This window comes from Longimicrobiales bacterium (genome assembly GCA_029245345.1).
Classification (GTDB): Bacteria; Gemmatimonadota; Gemmatimonadetes; order Longimicrobiales; family Gaopeijiaceae; genus CALFPJ01.
Genome location: JAQWPM010000012.1, coordinates 755,425 through 774,461 on the forward strand (window position 1 = coordinate 755,425; position 19,037 = coordinate 774,461).

General features: G+C 60.2%; 19 protein-coding genes. 10 read left to right on the forward strand and 9 right to left on the reverse strand.

Annotated elements, in window-relative coordinates; translation table 11 throughout:
* Positions 1 to 7 precede the first annotated feature (7 nt).
* The 4 genes from P8L30_06475 to P8L30_06490 all read right to left on the reverse strand — a co-directional run bounded on the left by P8L30_06475 (position 8) and on the right by P8L30_06490 (position 1,998).
* Positions 8 to 466 carry a hypothetical protein gene (locus tag P8L30_06475; protein MDG2239829.1) on the reverse strand — a complete coding sequence of 153 codons (459 nt, stop codon included), beginning with the start codon at positions 464 to 466 and terminating at the stop codon, positions 8 to 10.
* Positions 467 to 573: 107 nt separating this feature from the next.
* Positions 574 to 1,125 carry a cob(I)yrinic acid a,c-diamide adenosyltransferase gene (locus P8L30_06480; protein MDG2239830.1) on the reverse strand — a complete coding sequence of 184 codons (552 nt, stop codon included), beginning with the start codon at positions 1,123 to 1,125 and terminating at the stop codon, positions 574 to 576.
* Between the two features lie 4 nt (positions 1,126 to 1,129).
* Positions 1,130 to 1,381 carry a hypothetical protein gene (locus P8L30_06485; GenBank protein MDG2239831.1) on the reverse strand — a complete coding sequence of 84 codons (252 nt, stop codon included), beginning with the start codon at positions 1,379 to 1,381 and terminating at the stop codon, positions 1,130 to 1,132.
* A 14-nt stretch (positions 1,382 to 1,395) separates the two neighbouring features.
* Positions 1,396 to 1,998: an alpha/beta fold hydrolase gene (locus tag P8L30_06490; protein ID MDG2239832.1), complete on the reverse strand. Its 603-nt coding sequence runs from the start codon at positions 1,996 to 1,998 to the stop codon at positions 1,396 to 1,398.
* A 168-nt stretch (positions 1,999 to 2,166) separates the two neighbouring features.
* Between P8L30_06490 and P8L30_06495 the strand changes: the two genes are divergently transcribed.
* From P8L30_06495 to P8L30_06520, 6 genes are read left to right on the forward strand one after another with little or no spacing between them, the layout of a single operon-like run.
* Positions 2,167 to 2,586, forward strand: coding sequence for a hypothetical protein (locus tag P8L30_06495; protein ID MDG2239833.1), 420 nt, complete (start codon positions 2,167 to 2,169; stop codon positions 2,584 to 2,586).
* Between the two features lie 11 nt (positions 2,587 to 2,597).
* Positions 2,598 to 3,857: an RDD family protein gene (locus P8L30_06500; protein MDG2239834.1), complete on the forward strand. Its 1,260-nt coding sequence runs from the start codon at positions 2,598 to 2,600 to the stop codon at positions 3,855 to 3,857.
* Positions 3,854 to 4,708, forward strand: coding sequence for an HD domain-containing protein (locus P8L30_06505; protein MDG2239835.1), 855 nt, complete (start codon positions 3,854 to 3,856; stop codon positions 4,706 to 4,708). The genes P8L30_06500 and P8L30_06505 overlap by 4 nt, the downstream gene beginning before the upstream one ends.
* Before the next feature lie 17 nt (positions 4,709 to 4,725).
* The gene (locus P8L30_06510; protein MDG2239836.1) at positions 4,726 to 5,463 is read left to right on the forward strand and encodes a cytochrome c biogenesis protein CcdA; all 738 of its coding nucleotides are present in this window, start codon (positions 4,726 to 4,728) and stop codon (positions 5,461 to 5,463) included.
* On the forward strand, positions 5,460 to 6,173 hold the full coding sequence (locus P8L30_06515; protein MDG2239837.1) for a thioredoxin domain-containing protein: 714 nt from the start codon (positions 5,460 to 5,462) through the stop codon (positions 6,171 to 6,173). The genes P8L30_06510 and P8L30_06515 overlap by 4 nt, the downstream gene beginning before the upstream one ends.
* 9 nt (positions 6,174 to 6,182) lie before the next feature.
* Positions 6,183 to 7,118: a hypothetical protein gene (locus P8L30_06520; protein MDG2239838.1), complete on the forward strand. Its 936-nt coding sequence runs from the start codon at positions 6,183 to 6,185 to the stop codon at positions 7,116 to 7,118.
* Positions 7,119 to 7,172: 54 nt separating this feature from the next.
* On the opposite strand, the gene P8L30_06525 is transcribed toward P8L30_06520, so the two are convergent.
* Entirely contained in the window at positions 7,173 to 7,325 is a 153-nt protein-coding gene (locus tag P8L30_06525) for a hypothetical protein (GenBank protein MDG2239839.1), read from the reverse strand.
* 29 nt (positions 7,326 to 7,354) lie between these two features.
* Between P8L30_06525 and P8L30_06530 the strand changes: the two genes are divergently transcribed.
* Positions 7,355 to 7,615, forward strand: coding sequence for a MarR family winged helix-turn-helix transcriptional regulator (locus tag P8L30_06530; protein MDG2239840.1), 261 nt, complete (start codon positions 7,355 to 7,357; stop codon positions 7,613 to 7,615).
* A 70-nt stretch (positions 7,616 to 7,685) separates the two neighbouring features.
* Positions 7,686 to 8,519 carry an arsenite methyltransferase gene (arsM, locus tag P8L30_06535; protein ID MDG2239841.1) on the forward strand — a complete coding sequence of 278 codons (834 nt, stop codon included), beginning with the start codon at positions 7,686 to 7,688 and terminating at the stop codon, positions 8,517 to 8,519.
* A gap of 73 nt (positions 8,520 to 8,592) precedes the next feature.
* On the opposite strand, the gene P8L30_06540 is transcribed toward arsM, so the two are convergent.
* The 3 genes from P8L30_06540 to P8L30_06550 all read right to left on the reverse strand — a co-directional run bounded on the left by P8L30_06540 (position 8,593) and on the right by P8L30_06550 (position 12,893).
* On the reverse strand, positions 8,593 to 9,948 hold the full coding sequence (locus tag P8L30_06540) for a carboxypeptidase regulatory-like domain-containing protein (GenBank protein ID MDG2239842.1): 1,356 nt from the start codon (positions 9,946 to 9,948) through the stop codon (positions 8,593 to 8,595).
* A 19-nt stretch (positions 9,949 to 9,967) separates the two neighbouring features.
* Positions 9,968 to 12,181, reverse strand: coding sequence for a DUF5916 domain-containing protein (locus P8L30_06545; protein MDG2239843.1), 2,214 nt, complete (start codon positions 12,179 to 12,181; stop codon positions 9,968 to 9,970).
* A 118-nt stretch (positions 12,182 to 12,299) separates the two neighbouring features.
* Positions 12,300 to 12,893: a TetR/AcrR family transcriptional regulator gene (locus P8L30_06550; protein MDG2239844.1), complete on the reverse strand. Its 594-nt coding sequence runs from the start codon at positions 12,891 to 12,893 to the stop codon at positions 12,300 to 12,302.
* Positions 12,894 to 13,177: 284 nt separating this feature from the next.
* On the opposite strand from P8L30_06550, the gene P8L30_06555 reads away from it, so the two are divergent.
* Together P8L30_06555 and P8L30_06560 are read left to right on the forward strand one after the other, a co-directional pair.
* Entirely contained in the window at positions 13,178 to 14,035 is an 858-nt protein-coding gene (locus P8L30_06555; protein MDG2239845.1) for an AraC family transcriptional regulator, read from the forward strand.
* Positions 14,036 to 14,244: 209 nt separating this feature from the next.
* Complete coding sequence (locus P8L30_06560; GenBank protein ID MDG2239846.1) at positions 14,245 to 17,424, forward strand: AAA family ATPase; 3,180 nt, start codon at positions 14,245 to 14,247, stop codon at positions 17,422 to 17,424.
* A gap of 61 nt (positions 17,425 to 17,485) precedes the next feature.
* Here P8L30_06560 and P8L30_06565 read toward each other — a convergent pair whose 3' ends face one another.
* Positions 17,486 to 18,898 (reverse strand): HD-GYP domain-containing protein, encoded by a 1,413-nt coding sequence (locus P8L30_06565; protein ID MDG2239847.1) that lies wholly within the window; start codon positions 18,896 to 18,898, stop codon positions 17,486 to 17,488.
* Positions 18,899 to 19,037: the final 139 nt, after the last annotated feature.

Consider the following 19,037-nt stretch of genomic DNA (forward strand, 5'->3'; position numbering starts at 1 on the left):
GAACCCCTCAGAGACGTTTAGCGAACGTCCGATGCCAATGAGCGTATCGCGTCGCCAGCTTGGCGTGCGTCCTCTTGGCCACAGGCCACCACACCGAGCCCACTTCGTCGTGGAGCTCTCTCCAATGGTCCCGCTCCTCACGTAGATGCTCGTGCCGGAGGTGGTCGAGCCGCTCAGCCAGAGCGGCGAGCCTCACTTCATTCGATGCAGTGACGAGGCGCTCCGTCAACGAGTCGCCCCCTGGGCGCGGCACAGCGGCCACGAGCTCTGACAATTCCGGACCAAGACGATCTACGAGGTCCGTCGACATCCTCAGAGCATCGTCCCGCGTCTCGAGAACTACCGCGCCGGCGAGCGTGAGTGCATCCGACACCTCAGCGTCTCGGATCAGGACAAGAGCAGACCGGCCGGGGTGCAGGTACGCAGGATGGTGATCATCCCCCAACTGCTCCAGACGAGGAGCCATTGCGAGGGCGTGTGCCCGGGACAGCCAGTCGATCCCTTCAGGTGGGGTACCCACACGATGAGCAGCCTTCGTTAGAGAGGCCGCCATAGCTGTAGCGCGGTCGACGTCTATTTGCGCCACTCTATGTCGTCCACACCTGCCCGATGATTTTCGAGCCGCGCGAAGGTGAAAAGCGTGTCGGAGAGTCGGTTCAGGTATGCCAGCACCGGGGCACTCACTTCTTCTTGTGAAGCAAGCCCGACCACGGCTCGCTCGGCCCGCCGACACACCGTCCGGCACAGATGAAGTGCGGCAGCTCCCGTCGTCCCGCCCGGAAGCACAAAGACACGAAGCTCAGGGAGTTCTGCGTCAGCTTCGTCCATCCAAGTCTCCATTTGTCCGAGTCTTTCGTCGGGCACACCTGGCGTGTCTGGACGGCGACGGCCTTCAGCGGCAGGCGGCGTGGCCAATTCTGAGCCGAGGGCAAACAGGTCGTGCTGGAGGGTCTCGAGCCTCTGTTTGATTTGGCCGTCCGATACCTGAGTTATCGCCCAGCCCACCGTGGCGTTGAGCTCATCAACCTCACCGTACGAGGCCACCCTCACGGACGCCTTGGACACACGTCCAGCGCCGAACAACGCCGTGTCGCCGCCATCTCCAGTCTTTGTGTAGATCTTCATGTCGCTACCGGAGCCTGGTGAGTTTTCGAATCTTCTGAGCCTTCTCGAGCAACGAAGTGGTCTTGTCGACACGATCCGGCTCGGCAGGCGTCAGCATCTCGCGGATATCGAGTAGCACCTCGAGCTGCAGTTGGTCTCGCTGATATTCGAGGTCCAGCCGGGCCATCGCAGGTGTGTCGGTCGCTTCGTCGGCTGCTGTGAAAGCCGAGCGATACACGTTCTCCAAGCTCTGGAGGACTCGATCGCGACTTCGCATGGCGCTCTCCTAGGTCAGACTGCGGCCAGGTACCGAGATCCCGGACCTGACTCGTAATAGCCTCGGACGATGTCTCTCAACTCGTCCAGTCGATCGGTGAAGTAATGGTCCGAACCCGGAATGCGCACCAGCGTGATGTGCGTGCCCAGCTCGGCGACCAGCGCCGACACTCTCTCCCCAGACCCGAACTCGTCCTCTTCACCCTGCACTACCAAAATCGGTTTGTCGATTTCGGAGAGGAATGAGTAGTCGTAGCGATCCATGTCTACCGGGAGCCCCAGGCCTAGCAGAGCCACTACACGGGGATCCTCCGCTCCCACACTCAGTCCGACCATCGAACCAAAGGAAAACCCACCTACAAGAAGCGGGAGCGACGGGTAGCGAGCCTCGATCCAGTCCAGAGCGTCACGCAGATCATCCATCTCGCCGATTCCATCGTCGTGGCTGCCCGTACTCACGCCCACACCGCGGAAGTTGAACCGGAGGGTCACCAAGCCCGCGTCGTTGTATGCCTGGGCTGCGCGGTACACGGCCTTGGTGTGCATCGTGCCCCCGTGAACCGGATGGGGGTGACACACAACGGCAACGCCGCGCGGAGCGTCCTTCGGTTCTTTCACGATGGCCTCAAGATGGCCGTGTTCGACGGGAATGCACACCACAGGAAACCCTCTCTACACCAAAGAAAAAGGCCCGCCAGCCAGTCGACTTCGCTGTGCAGGACGGACGGGGCGTAGCTATGTTCATGAGACTACCCGAAACGGTCAAGGCAACGCCTGGAAACCACAATGGAAACCTCCAAAAAGACGCTCGAAGCAGCCAATGAGCTGTATTGGGACTCTGAGAAAAGCGTCAATCAGATCGCTGACGAGCTCGACCTGTCCAAGGGCGCTCTCTATGGGCTGATCCGCCCACTTCCAGCGGGTGTTGGATGTCCCCTGTGTGGCGACGAGGTCGTTTCCCCGAATCGCACCGCTCACGACAAGGGTGTCCTGAGTTGTCCCTCATGTTCTTGGGACGGCGGAGAGGACGAAACGATGGCCTACGGCGGCGAAGGGTCCGTCACCCTTCCGGACTTCGATGAGCCTGAGTCGGTGCCCCCAGTGCCGCCCGTCGTGAAATCCGTCCGCTCGCGTACCCTCGCAGGAGGAGCCTTTCTCGGCGCCGCGGCCGGTCTCGCTTTGGTGATCTGGGCGAGGCGGCGGTAGCCGCACCCTCTATGAGTCCCGTCACGCATCACGACCCCCGGAGTATCATCACGCCGGACGCCTTCGACGTCTCCGCAGAGTTACTGGGGATGCCCCTGGCCAAGCCCGGACGACGATTCTGGGCGCTCATCATCGACCTCGCGATCGTCGGTTTCATCACCATAGTGACCAAGAGCAACGCGCTCATTCTTGGTGTCGCCGCCGCGACGTTCTTCATGCGAGCGGGCTTCAAGCGCACGCCCGTGAAGGGCAGCGCTTTCAACCGGACGATGCGTGCATCCGTGGGGTGCTTCGGCTTAGTCATCGCACTCATAACAGCTGGAATGGTGTGGGCATTCGGAGTCAACTTAGGAGGAAACGAAGCACAGGATCTCACAGCAATGCCGGCCCTTGTCGAAGGCAACTCGGACAACCCGTTCGCCGCGGTTCTCGGCACGATCGCGGTGAACGCGCTAGAGGCCTCGTTCGCGAATGCGAACGACTTGGAAGACGCTGAGGAAGAGTTCCTGGACTTCGTGGAGGCTGCGGAAGACATGGGGTGGAAGCGGAGCCAAATGCTGGACTTGGTGCTCGCCGCCATTCCAGATGATGCCTCCTGGGCTGGCTCCGCCCAAGCACGATTCACCGCTCTCTTGAATGGCGAGGGCGTCGACGAGGCACCGGGAGACCCAACGGTTAGGGCGTCGCTGGCCAACGAGATCGACGGCCTGTCCGCTGAGGCTGCTCTGACATCCTACGCCGCGTTGTTAGCCGCAGACGGCGACGAGGCAATACTCACCCGCGAACTGCTGCGCAGCCGGCTCCTCACCGAAGTCGCTTCGGACACGCTCGCCGTCCTCGAAGAGCACATCGGTGATCTCGAATCCCTACAAACCAGTCAAAGAACACAGCTCGCCGCTGCACAATTTGAACTCGATCAATCAAACAACGCCGGGCTTTTCAACACGTTGCGCGGCTTTCTCGACGAACTCGGGTTTGGGTTCGGGTGGGCCTCGTTATACATGACAGTCGTTCTCTCCTGGTGGAACGGTCAGACGGTGGGCAAGAAGCTCATGAGGATTCGCGTGGTGCGCCTGGACGGGGAACCGATCACGTGGTGGATCGCTTTCGAGCGAGCAGGCGGATACGCGGCTGGATTCGCAACGGGACTCTTGGGGTTCGCCCAAGTGTATTGGGACGCTAATCGCCAAGGGATCCACGACCGCATTGTCGGCACGGTCGTCGTGATCGAGGGTGCGAAGAAAATCAAGAACTGGGAGTCAGCACTTTGACCGACGAACATTTTGATACTGAGGCGACGCCAAACCCCGAGGACGTCGCTGGGTCGGTCGATGACCGTTTCGAGAACCGCATCGTCATGTCGGTGCCGGACGAGCACAATCCGAAGCTCCAAAAAGTGATTGAGCTGGTGAACGCTGACGACGACCTCTACGGCCTCTGGCTGGCTGCCAACGTTAACGCAGTCGAACGACTGGGCATGACCGACCACGGTCCCGTCCATGTGAAGATCGTGATGAACCTGGCCGTGAGGATGCTGAGGCTACTCGCAAATGCAGGGGTTACCTCTGGGGTTGCACTCAACTACGAAATGAGTGCGAAAGATGCCGAAGTCGTCGTCGCGCTCGCGGCGCTGTTGCACGACGTGGGTATGTCCATCCACCGGCAGGACCACGAAGCGTTCAGCCTCTTCATTGCACAGGAGAAGCTCAAACAGATCCTGCAGCATGTGTATGACTCTCGGCACGAAACGATCATCCGCTCCGAGATTCTCCACGCAATCATCTCTCATCGGTCGGGCGGCACTCCGCTCACGCTAGAAGCCGGCGTGGTGCGCATCGCGGATGCACTGGACATGGCCAAAGGGCGATCGCGCATCCCGTTCGAGGCAGGCTCGCTTTCTATCCACGCGGTGTCAGCCGCCGCCGTAGACAGCGTCTCCTTGGCAAAGGGCGACAAGAAGCCGATCCGGGTAACCATCGAACTTTCGAACTCAGCCGGACTCTTCCAGCTCGACCAACTCCTCCGAGTGAAGCTCAACGGGAGTGGCCTCGAATCGTACCTGGAAATCCAGGCGACGGTTGGAGAAGAGGAGCGTCGACTCCTCACGGACTTCGAGCTCTAGAGGAAAGGACGAACCTCGTGGAAATCCAAGTCTCGTTGCCCCTAGCCTTCTTCGCCGGCCTCGTGTCATTCCTGTCGCCGTGCATCCTCCCAGTTGTACCGAGCTACCTCGTTTTCATCTCGGGTCTGACGCTCGACGAACTCCGCGATGGATCGAAACGGGACGCTCGTCGGGCAGCTTTCATCAACTCGGTTCTGTTCGTGGTGGGCTTCAGCGCCGTCTTCATGACAATGGGGTTTGTCGCGACAAGCGCAGGAAGAGCGGTGGGTCAGGCTCTTCCTTGGATGAACCGGATCGGCGGAGTAGTGCTCGTAGTCTTCGGCCTTTACCTGGCCGGGGTACTGCGGATTCCAGCACTCACTCGTGAGGTGCGTATACATTTTTCCGACAAACCGACGGGTCCACTGGGCTCGCTGGTGATTGGACTCGCGTTCGGCGCTGGGTGGACTCCCTGCATCGGACCTATTCTGGGCTCCATCCTGCTTTATGCGAGCTTAGAGACGACAATGGCGCAGGGAACACTGCTCCTCGCCACATACGCCTTGGGACTCGGTATCCCTTTCGTAGTGGCGGCCGTGGCGTTCAACTGGTTTTTTGCCGGCGTCGATAAGGTGAAGGAATGGATGGTCCCGCTTGAGCGGATCGCCGGGACGGTTCTGGTCGTCATCGGAGTTCTGATGGCGAGCGGGCACTTCGCGACAATGACGGCGTTCCTGGCCGGAATGGGCCAGCTAATAAATCTGGAGATGCCATGAGGCAGCTGATTTCGGGCGGTGTCGCCCTCGTAACTATCCTCACGTTTTCGGCGTGTGACGCCGATGGGTCAGCGGGGGGAGATACCACCGGAACGACCCAGGGACTGCTGACTCAGACCCAGCAAGAAGGTATGGCCGAACGATCCGCAATCGACGTCGCGACGCTCGGGTTCAACATGGGTGTGGCCGCCTCGCCGGTTCGCGTGGTAGAGATGTCCGACTACGGATGCAGCTACTGTCGTCAGTTCCACATGGAGACCTTCCCCACGCTGCTCGCTGACTACATCGAATCTGGAAAGGTAGAGTGGAAGTTCATGCCCTTCGTGAACGGCATGTTCGAGAACTCCCCTTTGGCCACTGAGGCTGCGGAATGCGCGCTCGAGCAGAGTACCGAGGTGTTCCGGGTGCTCAACGAGCGCCTGTGGGACGACCAGAGTGTATGGAAACAGAGTGACGACCCCGAGCCGGTTCTTCGCGGCATGGCGGACGATGCCGGGGTCGACATAAGGGAGTGGGTGAGCTGCATGGAGTCCGACCGACGTTTGGAACGGGTGAGAGCTGCCAGCAACCTGGCCGGACAGTTGGGCGTTCGTGGGACACCGACATTCTTTGTCGTGGGGTACCCGCCTTTGCAGGGGGCCCTACCTCTCGAGTCGTTCAAGGAGATCCTCGACGCGGTGTACGCTGACGCTTCCACCGGCGGTGGCTGAAGCACGACCGTGAGGACTAAGCCGCAGGCCTCGCGCCTTCTCCGGGCGACGGCGCTCGCCCGAGGCACGATCCCCGTGTTACTCGTGTCTGGCGCAATAGCGTGCGGACCCATCGCTACAGCCGGTCCAGGCTGTAGCCCCGTTCGGACAGGTCTGGCCTTACCTCCCGAACTCAACGAATCCAGCGGCGTCGCGGTAAGCCTTCGGCACCCCGGCATCTTCTGGACGCACAACAACGTTGGGTCGGTCCTCTTCGCGGTCGACTCGGAGGGCGCAATTCTCCGCCGTTATCTGCTCGACCGTCGCCTTCGCGATTGGGAAGATATCGCGGTATCCATGTGCGCGGACGGGGGATCGTGCCTTTACATGGCGGACCTGGGCGACAACTACGAAGAGCGCCAAACGCAGAACCTCCCAATGAATCTCCTTAGGGCTGCGGAACCCGATCCCTCCGACAGAGCATCGGGTGACACGCTTCAGACCGAGGCGTTTCCAGTGTGGCTCCCGGATGGGGAACGGGACATCGAGGCCATGATGGTCCTCCCGGGTGAACGGATCTACTTCGTCACGAAGGGTCGTAATCACGCAGTGACGGTGTACCGATATCCACCACCTCTACGTCCAGACACCGTGGTACTGGAGGAGGTCCAACGCCTGACGGAGCGGGCGCGCATCCTGCCTCGACAAGTCACGGGTGGAGCCGTCTCGCCGCGAGGCGGCGTTCTCGCGCTGCGAACCTATGAGGTCCTACAGTTCTATCTCATGGCAGGCGATACGCTGGCTGTTATGGAGGACGGGCTCGTGAACCTGCGTACGCTGCAGGAGGCTCAAGGTGAGGGAGTCGGAATCGGCCTGGACGGCCAGGTCGTCCTCACGTCTGAGGGCGGACCTGCAGGTGGACCCGGCGGCATGACCTTCCTGCGCTGCGACTTTCCCGGACTCTAAAACGGGCAGAGGCGCCAGGGCTCAGTAGCCCGACAGCGCCTTACACCTAGCGTTCTATTTCGCGTTCAGCACAGCCGTAAAGCTCTGCATGACAACCTTGCCATCCTGCACGAGCAACGTGTCCGTGCCCAACGGCGCCACGTGTGCGGGACCTGAGCCCTCCCAGAGAAAGTAGGCGTAGTCGCCGTCACACGTGAGCTGCTTCATTGCCAACCCCATGGTCCCGGCAGAGAATAGTGGATTCTGACTTGGACAAGGGCCTGCTCGTCCGAGAGAGAGACGCTGAGGACGGTCGCGTTGTGCATCGGGTCCCAACGGAGATGGGAGTCGAGATCTTTGAGAAGATCGAGCAGGACCAAACGATCGAGTACGCTGACATGCTCTCTGATTTCGACCCGGAGATTCGTTCTGCAATCACTCGGCTTGTCGCCAGGCTCGGCCGTTCGTTTTCGGCGCGGGCCGAGGTGTCGGGTGGTAGTTGCTGCGTGGTGAACTGATCGGAGTGCGGGCCGTCAGCTCTTACTTTGACACAACCAGTTGCAGCATAAAACTAATTGGAGGGAATTCATGAGTGCCACACATACCGAGACGGAACAGAAACAGGCCGTCCGCGACCGCTACGCGCGCGCTGCCACCGAAGGCTCTGGCTCCTGCGAACCCTCCTGCTGCGGAGACGATACGGCCAGCCCGGCGGAGGACATCAGCCAGATCATCGGCTACTCGAAAGACGAGCTTGCTGACCTCCCGGAAGACGCCAATCTCGGCTTGGGCTGCGGTAACCCCACTGCCCTGGCATCCCTCAAAGAAGGTCAGACCGTTCTCGACCTCGGGTCCGGCGCGGGCATTGACTGCTTCCTGGCCGCGAACCAAGTCGGAGCCTCCGGCTCGGTCATCGGCGTCGACATGACACCTCAGATGATCGATCGCGCTCGGACGAACGCGAGCAAGGCCGGCTACGACAACGTCGAATTTCGGCTCGGTGAGATTGAGGCAATTCCCGTCGCAGACGGGACGGTCGACGTCATCATCTCGAATTGCGTCCTGAACCTGAGCACCGCAAAAGACAAAGTGCTCGCGGAGGCGTACCGCGTCCTCAAGCCGGGCGGACGAGTCGTGGTCTCGGACATGGTCTCGGACCTACCCGTGCCTCTGGTCCTCCAGGGCAACTTGAATGCGGTGGCCGCCTGCCTGCCCACCTACCGCGATACGTACATGCAACAGTTTCGCGACGCGGGCTTCGCTGACGTGCGGATTACGGAGGAGAAGCTCTACCCCGCGAGCTACATCCTCACGGACCCCGGCGTCCAAGACTTCATCAGACAGAACCCAGATGAGGAATCGACGCTCACAGATTTCGCAGGATCAATCGCTGGCGCGCACTTCGAGGCGACGAAGTCCTGAGGGTGGGCGCGGCAGGGCGGGCCCGTCCTACCGCGTGGACCTAGCTCGGCGCTCAGGCCCCGGCATTCAGCTTCTACCGAGTGTAGATGGCGATCGCGCCGTTACCCGCGAGGGAGCCGAACTGGAACGAAGCATCAACAGGACTCAACACTTCGATCCTATCGATGATATTCGGATCCAGATCCCGAATCACCTGATCAGGGTATGGAACGAGGACCCCGTTGAGGGACACTGCTGCAGGCTTGCACCCCTGACCGCCTGAACGCCGACTGACCTCGATGCAGACACTTGGCGTGCTCGCGCCGGTAAACTCGTCGGCTATGTAGACATCACGAATCCTCAGACCCGGAGCATTCACGTTCCGCAACAGGTCGGCGGTAGTGGTGACACGCGGCAGAAGTGCGTCGATCTCCTCACGAGAGATGAAGTCCGCACGTTTCGCGTCGCCCGCGAGACTCGTCTGACCGAAACGGGTGCGGGCAGTTACGACGAGCCCCTCCACTGCAAGCGCCTCCGTAGCCATAAACACCTCGATGTCGACAATTTCCGCACTGAAGATCGTTACCGAGTCAGTGCGTTCCGCGAACGCGAGATGGTCCGTCGTGACCAAGTGACGACCAGGCGGCAGATCATCCATCAGGAATCGACCCTCGGCATCTGACAACGTGCTGCTCGTTGTCCCTTGAACGCGCACCGTCGCGCCCGTGACCGGATCTCCCGAGTTGTATTCCTTTACGTATCCGGAGAGCGTGCCTTCCTGGGACATCAGGAGCACGAGGTCCTGCATCCGAGCGCCTCCCGCAGTAACGCTCGTAACCACGCTGCGCCCCGAATTCATCCCAAAGCGCGCCTGAACCCGGAGCTCAACGGACGCTGGCACGACGCACATCCTGAAGTAGCCTGATTCATCCGTCCGAACTTCCACCGGCCGGCTTGCTAGCCCGCGGCTCGTCCGCTCAGCGGTAACAATGGCACGGGGCATGGCGATGCCCGTCAGTGAATCCGTGACGATTCCCGCGATGACTCCATACCCGGGTCCGGGTTGCTCCGCGAGGCACCAGCCTAGGAGCAACGTTTCCTCAGATGGGACGGCCAGCTCGAGTCGGACAGCTTCTCCGTCGCTAAACGTGACCTGACGAGACGGTGGACTCACACCCAGGGATTGGAGACGGTGGTGGTAGAACGACACCCAATGCGTACCTGCAGGGATCCCGTCAAGCCGGAACTCTCCACGCTCGTCCGCATCCGTGCTCGCGCGGGTCCCGATCACTGCTACCCTGGCACCACCCAGTGCCGTCATCTCAGTGCTGTCGAAGACGATCCCCGTCAGACTCGCCGTGCCCTCGGACTGAGCAAAAGCGCTCTGTGGCGCGAACGCCAAGAGCATGCCGAACGCGAGCGCTGAAACTGCCTGAATCCCTTTCACCATTGCCATTCCGTTCCGTTCGTCACATCCGAGAGAGGTAGGTGATCTTCATCACCAGCCCCCGGTCGGAGAGGTTCCACACCCGGTCATCGTCACCCCGATTCTCGGTGAAGACGATGAAAAAGTCACTGCCCGGTCTGTGGATATAGTTGAGTCTCACATTAGTCGAGAACGCCTGATCGAGACTGTTGTACTGCACCAGGACATTCGTCGACAACTTCGTCGATACTGAATACGTCGCACGCAGCGAAGTTATGTCCGCCGTGAAGCTCCCATCCGGGACATCCACCACATTCCGCGTATACCCCAGTGCCATAGACACCTGCGATGATGGGGCTGCTGTGACCGTCCCACCGACACTCACCAAGTTACCCCCGTGGAACTTCGTGAGCATGCCGTTCGAGTCCAGATACACCGGCCGGTTCTTCGACGTACCCCCGAACCAACCAATGTGGTCGGCACGATAGCGGCCCACGGGCACATCCACCGAGTCCGTCAGCTGGAATTCCTCGTCCACCACAGTCTCACCCGAGTTCAGCATTAAGGTGAACCGGTCCCCGGACTCCCACGTTGGACTGATCGCGATGCCGCCGACCCAGTCCTGGAGCTGGCCGTCCGAGACGGTGCTTCCGTACCCTCCCCCGGCCCATATGTCGACTTGACGAAGGCCTAAGGCCGAGGGTCGCGAGATCCGACTCCCGTACAGGTCCGTCCGGCGAATATCCTCGCGAGCAATGAACCCGGCTTCTGCCGCTGCATTCGGGCTGACCACATAGTGGTTGAAGAAAGAGCCGTACTTCTCGCCGTCGTAGTTGTACCCGACGCGGTACGAATAGCCGTCTCCGCCTTCACCCCGCGTAAACGACTGCGCCCCGTACCACTCCCATACCCAAGCGTCCCCAACCACGAACTGGCCATCGACGCCGGCCGACGTATTCCACATATCGGCACTCCTTCGGTCCACGATCATCGCGCCCACGTAGTTACTGTCACCCACATCACGCTTCACGCGAGCAACAGAAAAGTTCTCACGCTGCACACCGTGCGCCTCCCCCGTCACCACGTTCATGAGCCCGATCGTCTGTCCACCTACGCGTCCCGTGAGACGAGCGCCTGCGAGGATCGGGATCTCACCGTCCTCCGAAATACCGATCTGGCGGCTGAAGAACAGTTGATAGGCCGGGGGCTCGAACGGACTGCCCGGTGTTCCAAAGTCGAAGATGCCAGAATTCTCGAGAAAGAAGTCGCGCTTCTCTGGGAAGAACAGATTGAACCGTGTGAGGTTCACCTGGGCGTCGTCCACCTCCACCTGCGCGAAGTCCGTGTTCACGGTGAGGTCCAGCAGGAGCCCCGGCCGGAGTTCAGTTTTGATGTCGATGCCCGTCTCGCGTTGGGTCTCGGTGCTGATAACTCCGAAGTCGTCTGCTTCCTGACGCCGGCCGGCCAGGATGAACGGCTTCGCCTCCAGGTTCATTCCCAGAGCCGGCAATGCGGCCAATCCCGCCAAGTGCCCTGCGCGGCTTACGCGCACCAAGCCGCCACCTTCCCGCTGCCACGACTGCCACATCGTGTCCTCGTTCTTCCGGCGAATGGTCCGCTGGACGTTGATGCCCCACTCGTGGTCCGGCGCGCCGTCGGGATAACGGATGCTGCGCCAAGGAATGGCGAACTCCGCGCTCCACCCATCAGCGGTTGTCGCGGATGCGACCTCCCATACACCACGCCAGTCGATATTGAGTTCGCTGCCTTCGTCCGTGAGCAGTGCTTCGAATTCCGCACCGTTGGGGTTGGTCGCGAAGATCACACCGTTCCGATGGTCGTGGAACGGATCGAACATGATCGCTACTCCATCGTCTCCGGCGAACTGAAGTCCCGTCCCGAAGAACACCGGCTCGATGATCTTGTCGCGCTGCAGGATACGCGCAACAATCGCGTCGGGATCCGAATCGTAGGCCATCACGCCCACGTACAACATGTCGTCGTTGAAGACGACTCGGACTTCGGTGCGTTCGGAAGCAGGGGCGCCCTCAACAGGCTCCCGCTGAATGAAGTCCGTCATCACATCTGCGGAGGACCACAGATCCTCCGAGAGGAGACCATCCAGCCGGACCGACTCAACGGCAGTAGCCGGAATCCTCGAGGCCTCGACCCGACCTTCCTGGGCACTTGCTGGCAGGGCCGTGCCAATAAGGGCCACGGCCGAGAGAAGAGCAGCGGTAGGCAGACGAGGCGGCATGTAGCACATCCGGGACGGCACGAAGGGAGGGCAACTTTCGTAGAAGAGCCCGACTACAAAATGGAGGAACGACCCAGCTGAGGGAACGATGGGTTCCCCGATGTCGCGGACGTGAGGCTCAACCCCAGATCTCAAAAAAGTCGACGGCTCCAGCTGCTCCACCGGGTCCAGCCGGTGTCAGGTATCCGTTCAGGAGGTTCGTCGCTTCACGAATCACATCAGTACGGGGCAGGGGGCCTTCCCCCGAGCTGTCCTCGGCATCGATTACCCCGAGAACCGCGAGGAGGCCAAGGCGGACCGCGAGATCTGGCTGGAGGTGCTCAATTTCCTCTCTACGCGTGAGCAAGAGGTCACCAATGCCTGAAATCAGCGTCCGCCTGAATCGAACGTAGGCGTCGTCATTACCTCCAGCCGCGCGATCCAGGGATTTGAGATAGGAGGATCGGGAACGTTGGGCGTCCACCAGGAGCCCAATCGAGCCTTCAGCAAGCTGCGGAAGCTCCAATTCCGACCAATCACGGGAATCCAGCGCATCATGCCACCGTTCAAGCGCCTCCTGCCATACTCGCTCGCCCAAATACTCGAGAAGGTCGTCCTTTCCCTTGAATCGGGCGTAAAACGAGCCCACAGATGATCCGGCTCGCTGTACGACGGCGTGGACTGTGAGTCCGTTGGGGCCCTCGTCGTCCAGGATTTCCAGCGAAGCACGCACGATTTTCTCGAGTGTGCGACGCGAGCGGGACTGTTTGGGCGGGTTTACCGTCTTTCGGGTAGGATCCTCAAGCGTCATGAATAGAATAGAATTCTAGTTCGTGTTTCTGTCAAATATGGCGTATTGATAGGATCACTGTGGGGAGACCACCGCTTCGGACCCGACCAGCGTCATCACCCCACCAGCCACGGCCCTACGATGTTGGGGGCAACGATGACGGAACGCTGACGGCACAGGTCCAGACTGAGTGTTCGTAAGCCAATCACTCAGTCGGGAAGGTCCGCATGTCCGATTCCGTTGCCTCCAGCGTCCAACTCCTTCGTCATCCCTATGTTCGTTTGGAATCGATCACCCATGCGACCCAATTGCGTGCGTTCGTCACGAGACCGGGAACCGCATTCCTTTGGCAGCTTGAGCACGGAGTACGCGCCAAGGATGTTCAGTTCATTGAGGATCGTCCCGGTGGTGTCGCATTGTTGCTCGTGCTGCCGCGGACATCAGAGGTCCTAAATGATCCGTCCATATGGGAGTTGGTCTCCAGGGCTCGGCCGCACGCGATTCTCCCTTACCATGACCACCCGGCGGTGGAGGACCTCGCCCAGGTGCTCCGGAAGCCGCCCGAGGACGTACCGGTGGCGGTCACCGACTATTTGAAGTGGCGCGGTATTCGAGTGGACTCGAACACGATGCGACTCGTGCGCCGCACGCTAGAATTGTCTTCAGAGCTGAATTCAGTCTCGGCGCTAGCCCGTGGGTTGTACCTATCACGACGGGCATTAGGGCGGCGATTCGCCAGCCGGGGCCTGCCCGTCCCATCTCATTGGCTTCAGTTCGGCCGAGTGCTTCGGTTATCGCTGCGACTCCAGAACTCATCGCAGAGCATCTACACTGTAGCTTGCGAGTTAGGATACCCAGATGGGTTCGCGGCCAGCAATCAAATGCATCGTCTGGTCGGGTATCGGCCCAGTGAGGCCCGGGAACGTCTAGGGTGGGAATGGATCCTCGAGGCATGGCTGCGCCGCGAAGCGGAGAACGGGGGCCTCGTTCCGCAGTGGGGCCATGACGGTCGGGATGAGACCATCAAGTCTCCATTGGATCGGGCGGATCATGCCGTTCTCCTCCGTCGGCGCGCAGCCGGGTGAACAGTTGCGATTGCAATGAGCGTGACAAAGATTGCCAGCCCCCCAGGCCCACTACCCAACGTGAACCTTTTGGTCGAAAGCAACCACGACGGAGGCATCGGCCAATAGACGAGAGCGCCACAGGTAACGGGATACACCTGCAGTTATTCGGAGGGCCCGTTGCGACCGTTGAAGGGCGTGTCGTCGCCCTTTCACCGAACGAACAGTCCGTGCTCACGTTGATCTTCGCCCGGGCCAGTCGACGTATTTCTCGAGGCGAAGCGATCTGGCTCATGTGGGAAGCCGATGACAAGCCCGGGACGCGGCATCGTCTAAGGCAGCTTCTACATGGTATCCGGAAGAAGGCGGGCCAACCCGCGGTGTCTTCCGAAGGGGACCTGCTCCGCCCACATCCAACGGCCACATCGGACGTACAATCGTTCGAGGCATGCCTAGCACGCGGCGCACTGAGCGAAGCCGCCCGACTCGCGAGTCGGCGTCTTGGTGGAACCCTAGCCAGGTGTCCCAGCCGCGAGTTCGAAGACTGGTTGAGTGCACGGCACGCGGGGCTCACCCGCAAACTCGGCGGCGTAGCTGCTGCCGCGTGGGACACGAGTTTGGAAAAAATCGATTGGAACGCAGCCAACGACGCAGCGGATGCGCTAGTACGTGTGCATACAAACGATCCGTCCGCGATCGCTAAGCAGATCGAGGCGAGAGCACGTGTCGGACGTACGGCTGCAGCCGAGTCAAGCTACGCGGACTACTTAGGGACTCTCTCCGTCGATGAGGAGTCAGCCCCTGAGCTGGTGGCTTTGATTGATCGGGTGCGCAGCTTGGACCTCGATCCGTCTGGCTCAGGCATCAGAGTGGTTCGGGATGTCCCCCTGGTCGGAAGAGACGAGCCACTTGAGATCGCGCGAGAGGTGTTGTCAGGGGCCACCTCAGACCGCTTCGAACGCATAGTTGTTCACGGCGAGCCCGGTATCGGGAAGAGTCGCTTTCTTGAAGAAGTGCGCCGAGATGCTGCCCTAGGTGGCTTCCGCTGCCTAACGGCCCAACCGGTCGAACTTGAACAAGCCATCGGACTTAATCCCATCATTGATGCTCTGCGCGAGATAGATGTACAGCCTCATCTCGACGCCCTGGGTGAGCCGTGGAAGGCCGTCATCGCATCAGTGCTCCCCGAGCACGCCACCGACGGCCCTCCGGCTGACATCCCTCCGATTCAGGAAAGCAGTCTGTCTCGGCGACTCATGGAGGCTTTCTGGATGCTGCTTGATCGCATCGCAGCGAACGAGCCTCTGCTGCTCATCATCGACGACATTCAGTGGGCAGACCCAACGACGTTGGCGCTCCTTCGATTCATCGAACGTAGGTGGGCATCCGGGACGATGGTGTTGCTTTGTGCCTTGCGCCCGGAACTCGTGCGAGAGAACAAACCGCTTCAGTCTTTTCTCGACGGCGTGAACCCAGGCCACGGGACTGACATCCACTTGAATGAGCTTTCCGATGAGGACGCCAAGAGGCTCATCCGCCAGGTCACCGGGGAGAGCCTGGACGAACACGGTGAGACCTATCTCCGGCAGCTCGCTGGCAACCACCCTTTCTACCTCACAGAACTCGGGAAAGATCATCTGTCCGGCCGCCTGCATCTGCCCGCGCACAGGCTAGACGCCATTCCTGTGCCCATGTCCGTTCAGCAGATATTCGAAGCACGGATCGTTCATCTGTCGGCGGACGCGATCAGACTCGCATCAATGCTCGCCGTGAGAGCCCGATCGATGCGCCTCCGGGAACTCAGCGAAGTGACCGACCGTGGACTCGACGAGTGTACCGACCTCGTGGAAGCCCTACAGAAATGGCATCTGGTTGAGGTCGAACGCGATTCGGTACGCATCTCCCATGAATTGTTTCGGAGCACACTGTACCGGCGTCTGAGCGAGACACGACGTGCGTTGATCCACGGTCGCATCGCACTTCATCTTGAGGCAACCGGCTCCGGAGATGTAGTCGGGGAACTGGCCATTCACTATGCACGGGCCGGCGAGAGCGAAAAGGCGGTTCAGTTCGCTCAGATCGCAGCACAGGAAGCGCTCAGCACCGGGGCCATCACCGCGGCAGCCCAGTACTTCGAAGTAGTCGTAACGAATACAGACGACGCAGCGGAAAGGGCCAACGCAACCGGCGAGCTAGGACGCACTCTCCACATGGATCGGCAAATAGAACGAGCAAACGCGATGCTCGAGGTTGCTGCCATGCGGCTCCGCGACGTGGGGAACAGCCACCAGGCCAGACGAATGGACATCCGGCGTGTCGAGGGGCTATCAGAGCTCGGAGCCTTGCCCGTGGAAGACCTGGTGGAAAGACTCGGGGTGGTGAAGATGGAGGCGGAGGCCGAAGAAGACTGGGAGGCGGTCGCGCTGGGGTTGGATGCTGAGCTGCACCTGTTGAATCGCCAAGGCGACATCACCGGGATCCGGGGCCTTTTTGAGGAAATGTCTAGGACCGGGGAAGCCGGTTCCCCGGCCGCAGCATGTCTGTGCAGTGCGGGACTGGCACTAAGTACGCTGTTTGGTGGACGTTCAGACGCCCTTGAGAGGGCCTACGAAGCCGTCGCAATAGCCGAAGAAAACGCCTTGAGCGATCACCTTCTCTGGGCACAGTGCCGCCTCATTCTCATTCTCCACTACCAGGGACGCCTCGCTTCTATCGAGTCGAGTTCGTTGGTTCAGCGAGCCAGGCTCCTGGCACAGCGCAGCGGAGATCGATTCCTGAGAACCGTGATTGAAGCCAACTCGGCCGTCTTCGCACTCGACGTAGGTGACCTCGACCGTGCAGAGGCATTCCTCAATCGTTCTAATGAACTGCTCGCCGGAGCTGACCTTCGTCACCTCAACCTCAATCAGGTCATCAACGAGGCAGAACTGGCGTATTGTCGCGGAGAGTTTGAATCCGCCCGCGATAGATTTCTCGCTGCAGAAGCTCTTTGGGAACCGCCACTACCAAGACACGTGCTTAACGTGGTACACGCAGGGTTGGGCCTGTGTGATCTCGAAACTGGTTCATTGAGCCAAGCCTCAAAACGACTCAATCAGATCTCAGCTGACCCGCCCATCTGGCATTACGATCCGTGTATGGTGCTCTACTTTCGGGCTCGCATGGAGGCTAAGCGGGGCAGAGTCGACTCGGCCCTAGATATCCTTCAGCGTCACCAGCCGGGCTTGTTCCCAAGAATGACAACGGCTTGGCTCAAGCTTCGGTGGCGCGAGTGTCAGCTTCGTAAACGAGCCGGTCTTCCTCCTGCACGAGACCGCGTCGCCGAAGCGCTCCAAGTCGCACGTGCACTCAGCCTTGGCAACCGCGCCCAGCAGTTTGAAGCTTTCATTGGGAACTACTCAGCCACCTGAATCAACCTTCGTCTGTCGATCGCACGTATTCCCTCAACAACCACCCTGGGGATTGAGCCCCCTATGACACGGCGCGGTTACCGCGACCGTGGGAATATCCTCCGGTGGTTGCTCTCAAGGGACGCACCGCAGCCCTTGCCTCCAGCTCAGGCACAAGACCATCCATACTCATGGCCATGACTTCGGCGTAGTCACCCAGCAGGTCAGAGTCCATAACAGCACGGACCACTCGGTGATCAAATTGCTGGCCTGCGTGTTTGTGAAGCTGCTCGCGGACCACCGACACCGGCAGAGCGTCTCGATAGGGTCGATCCGAGAGCATCGCGTCGATGGAGTCACAGGCCACGATAATCTTGGCGCCAAGCGGAATCTCATCACCCAAGAGCCCGTCCGGATACCCAGCCCCGTCCTCTCGTTCGTGGTGATGGCGTACAGCCTTTACGACCTCAGTTGGAACCGAAGACAGGTTCCTGAGAAGCTCCTCGCCACGCGTGACGTGTGACTCGATGATCGCCCTCTCTTCGTGGGTAAGGGAGGCTGGTTTCGCAAGAATCTCGGAGTACACCGCCTCGATCTTCCCAATGTCATGGAGCAGGGCTGCGGTTTCGATCCTCTCGACACGCGCGGCAGGAAGTCCGAGTTCTTCGGCGATCCGCTTCGCCAGGTAGGAGACGCGGACCGAGTGACCGGAGGTATACGGGTCTCGTGTATCAATCGCCTTCACCAACGCCTTGAGCAGGTCGGCATTGGCCAGGGATAGCTTTTGCTGAGTCTGGTATGAAAACCGGATAAAAAACAGCGGTAGAATCGCCAACAACAACCCGACCGCTCCGATCTGCATGTAAAGAGCTGCAACGGCGATCGCGATCGGGGCGATCAGCATGTCGAGCAGGACATTGGCACCCGATATCCCAACCAGATCACGCCAGGTACGCTGGAATGACACCCCCTGACTAAGGGCGATGACTCCGGCGACCGAGGTGTTGTTGACCACCAAGAAGATCACTCCGAAGAGCACGAACGGGCCCAGCTGTTTGAGAATCAGACCCGATGTCACGGCAGGATTCAACGCGAGAGCGTCACCGCTGAGAAAGTCGAATGCCAACCCAGCGACCGCAGTCGAAAGCACGTATTGCCCGATGTTAAAATTCGCGCGTAGCGCTTGCTTCCGGCGAATGACGTACTCAGCAACCGGACCGCCAATGATCCAGAACAACACGCCCGGGGCTGAACCAAACAAGAACACGATCGTGAGCAGTGGGAGAAACGCGATCGAGTGACCGCTGGAATTTCCGCCCACTTTGATATCAAGGGCTTGCTGTTCCGCCGCTAAGCCCAAGAGAACAAGGGTCCCAAACCCCCAATAATCCTGTGCAGAAAACGTCGCAAACACCGACCAGTCCTGTACAGCCACGCAAACCACGGCCGCAGCACAGATCGCTGTGACGTACCACGTGACGGGAGATAGACGCATGAAAAGAGGCGAACCCCTCGGACCACCCTAGTTGCTTACCAGTGTACTACGCCGTTCCCGAGTAGGGACAGCACGCTGCCAAAAAAGTCGAACAGAGAGCTAAACATACGCTCACCTCCTTTAAAGAAAGTGTCGACTT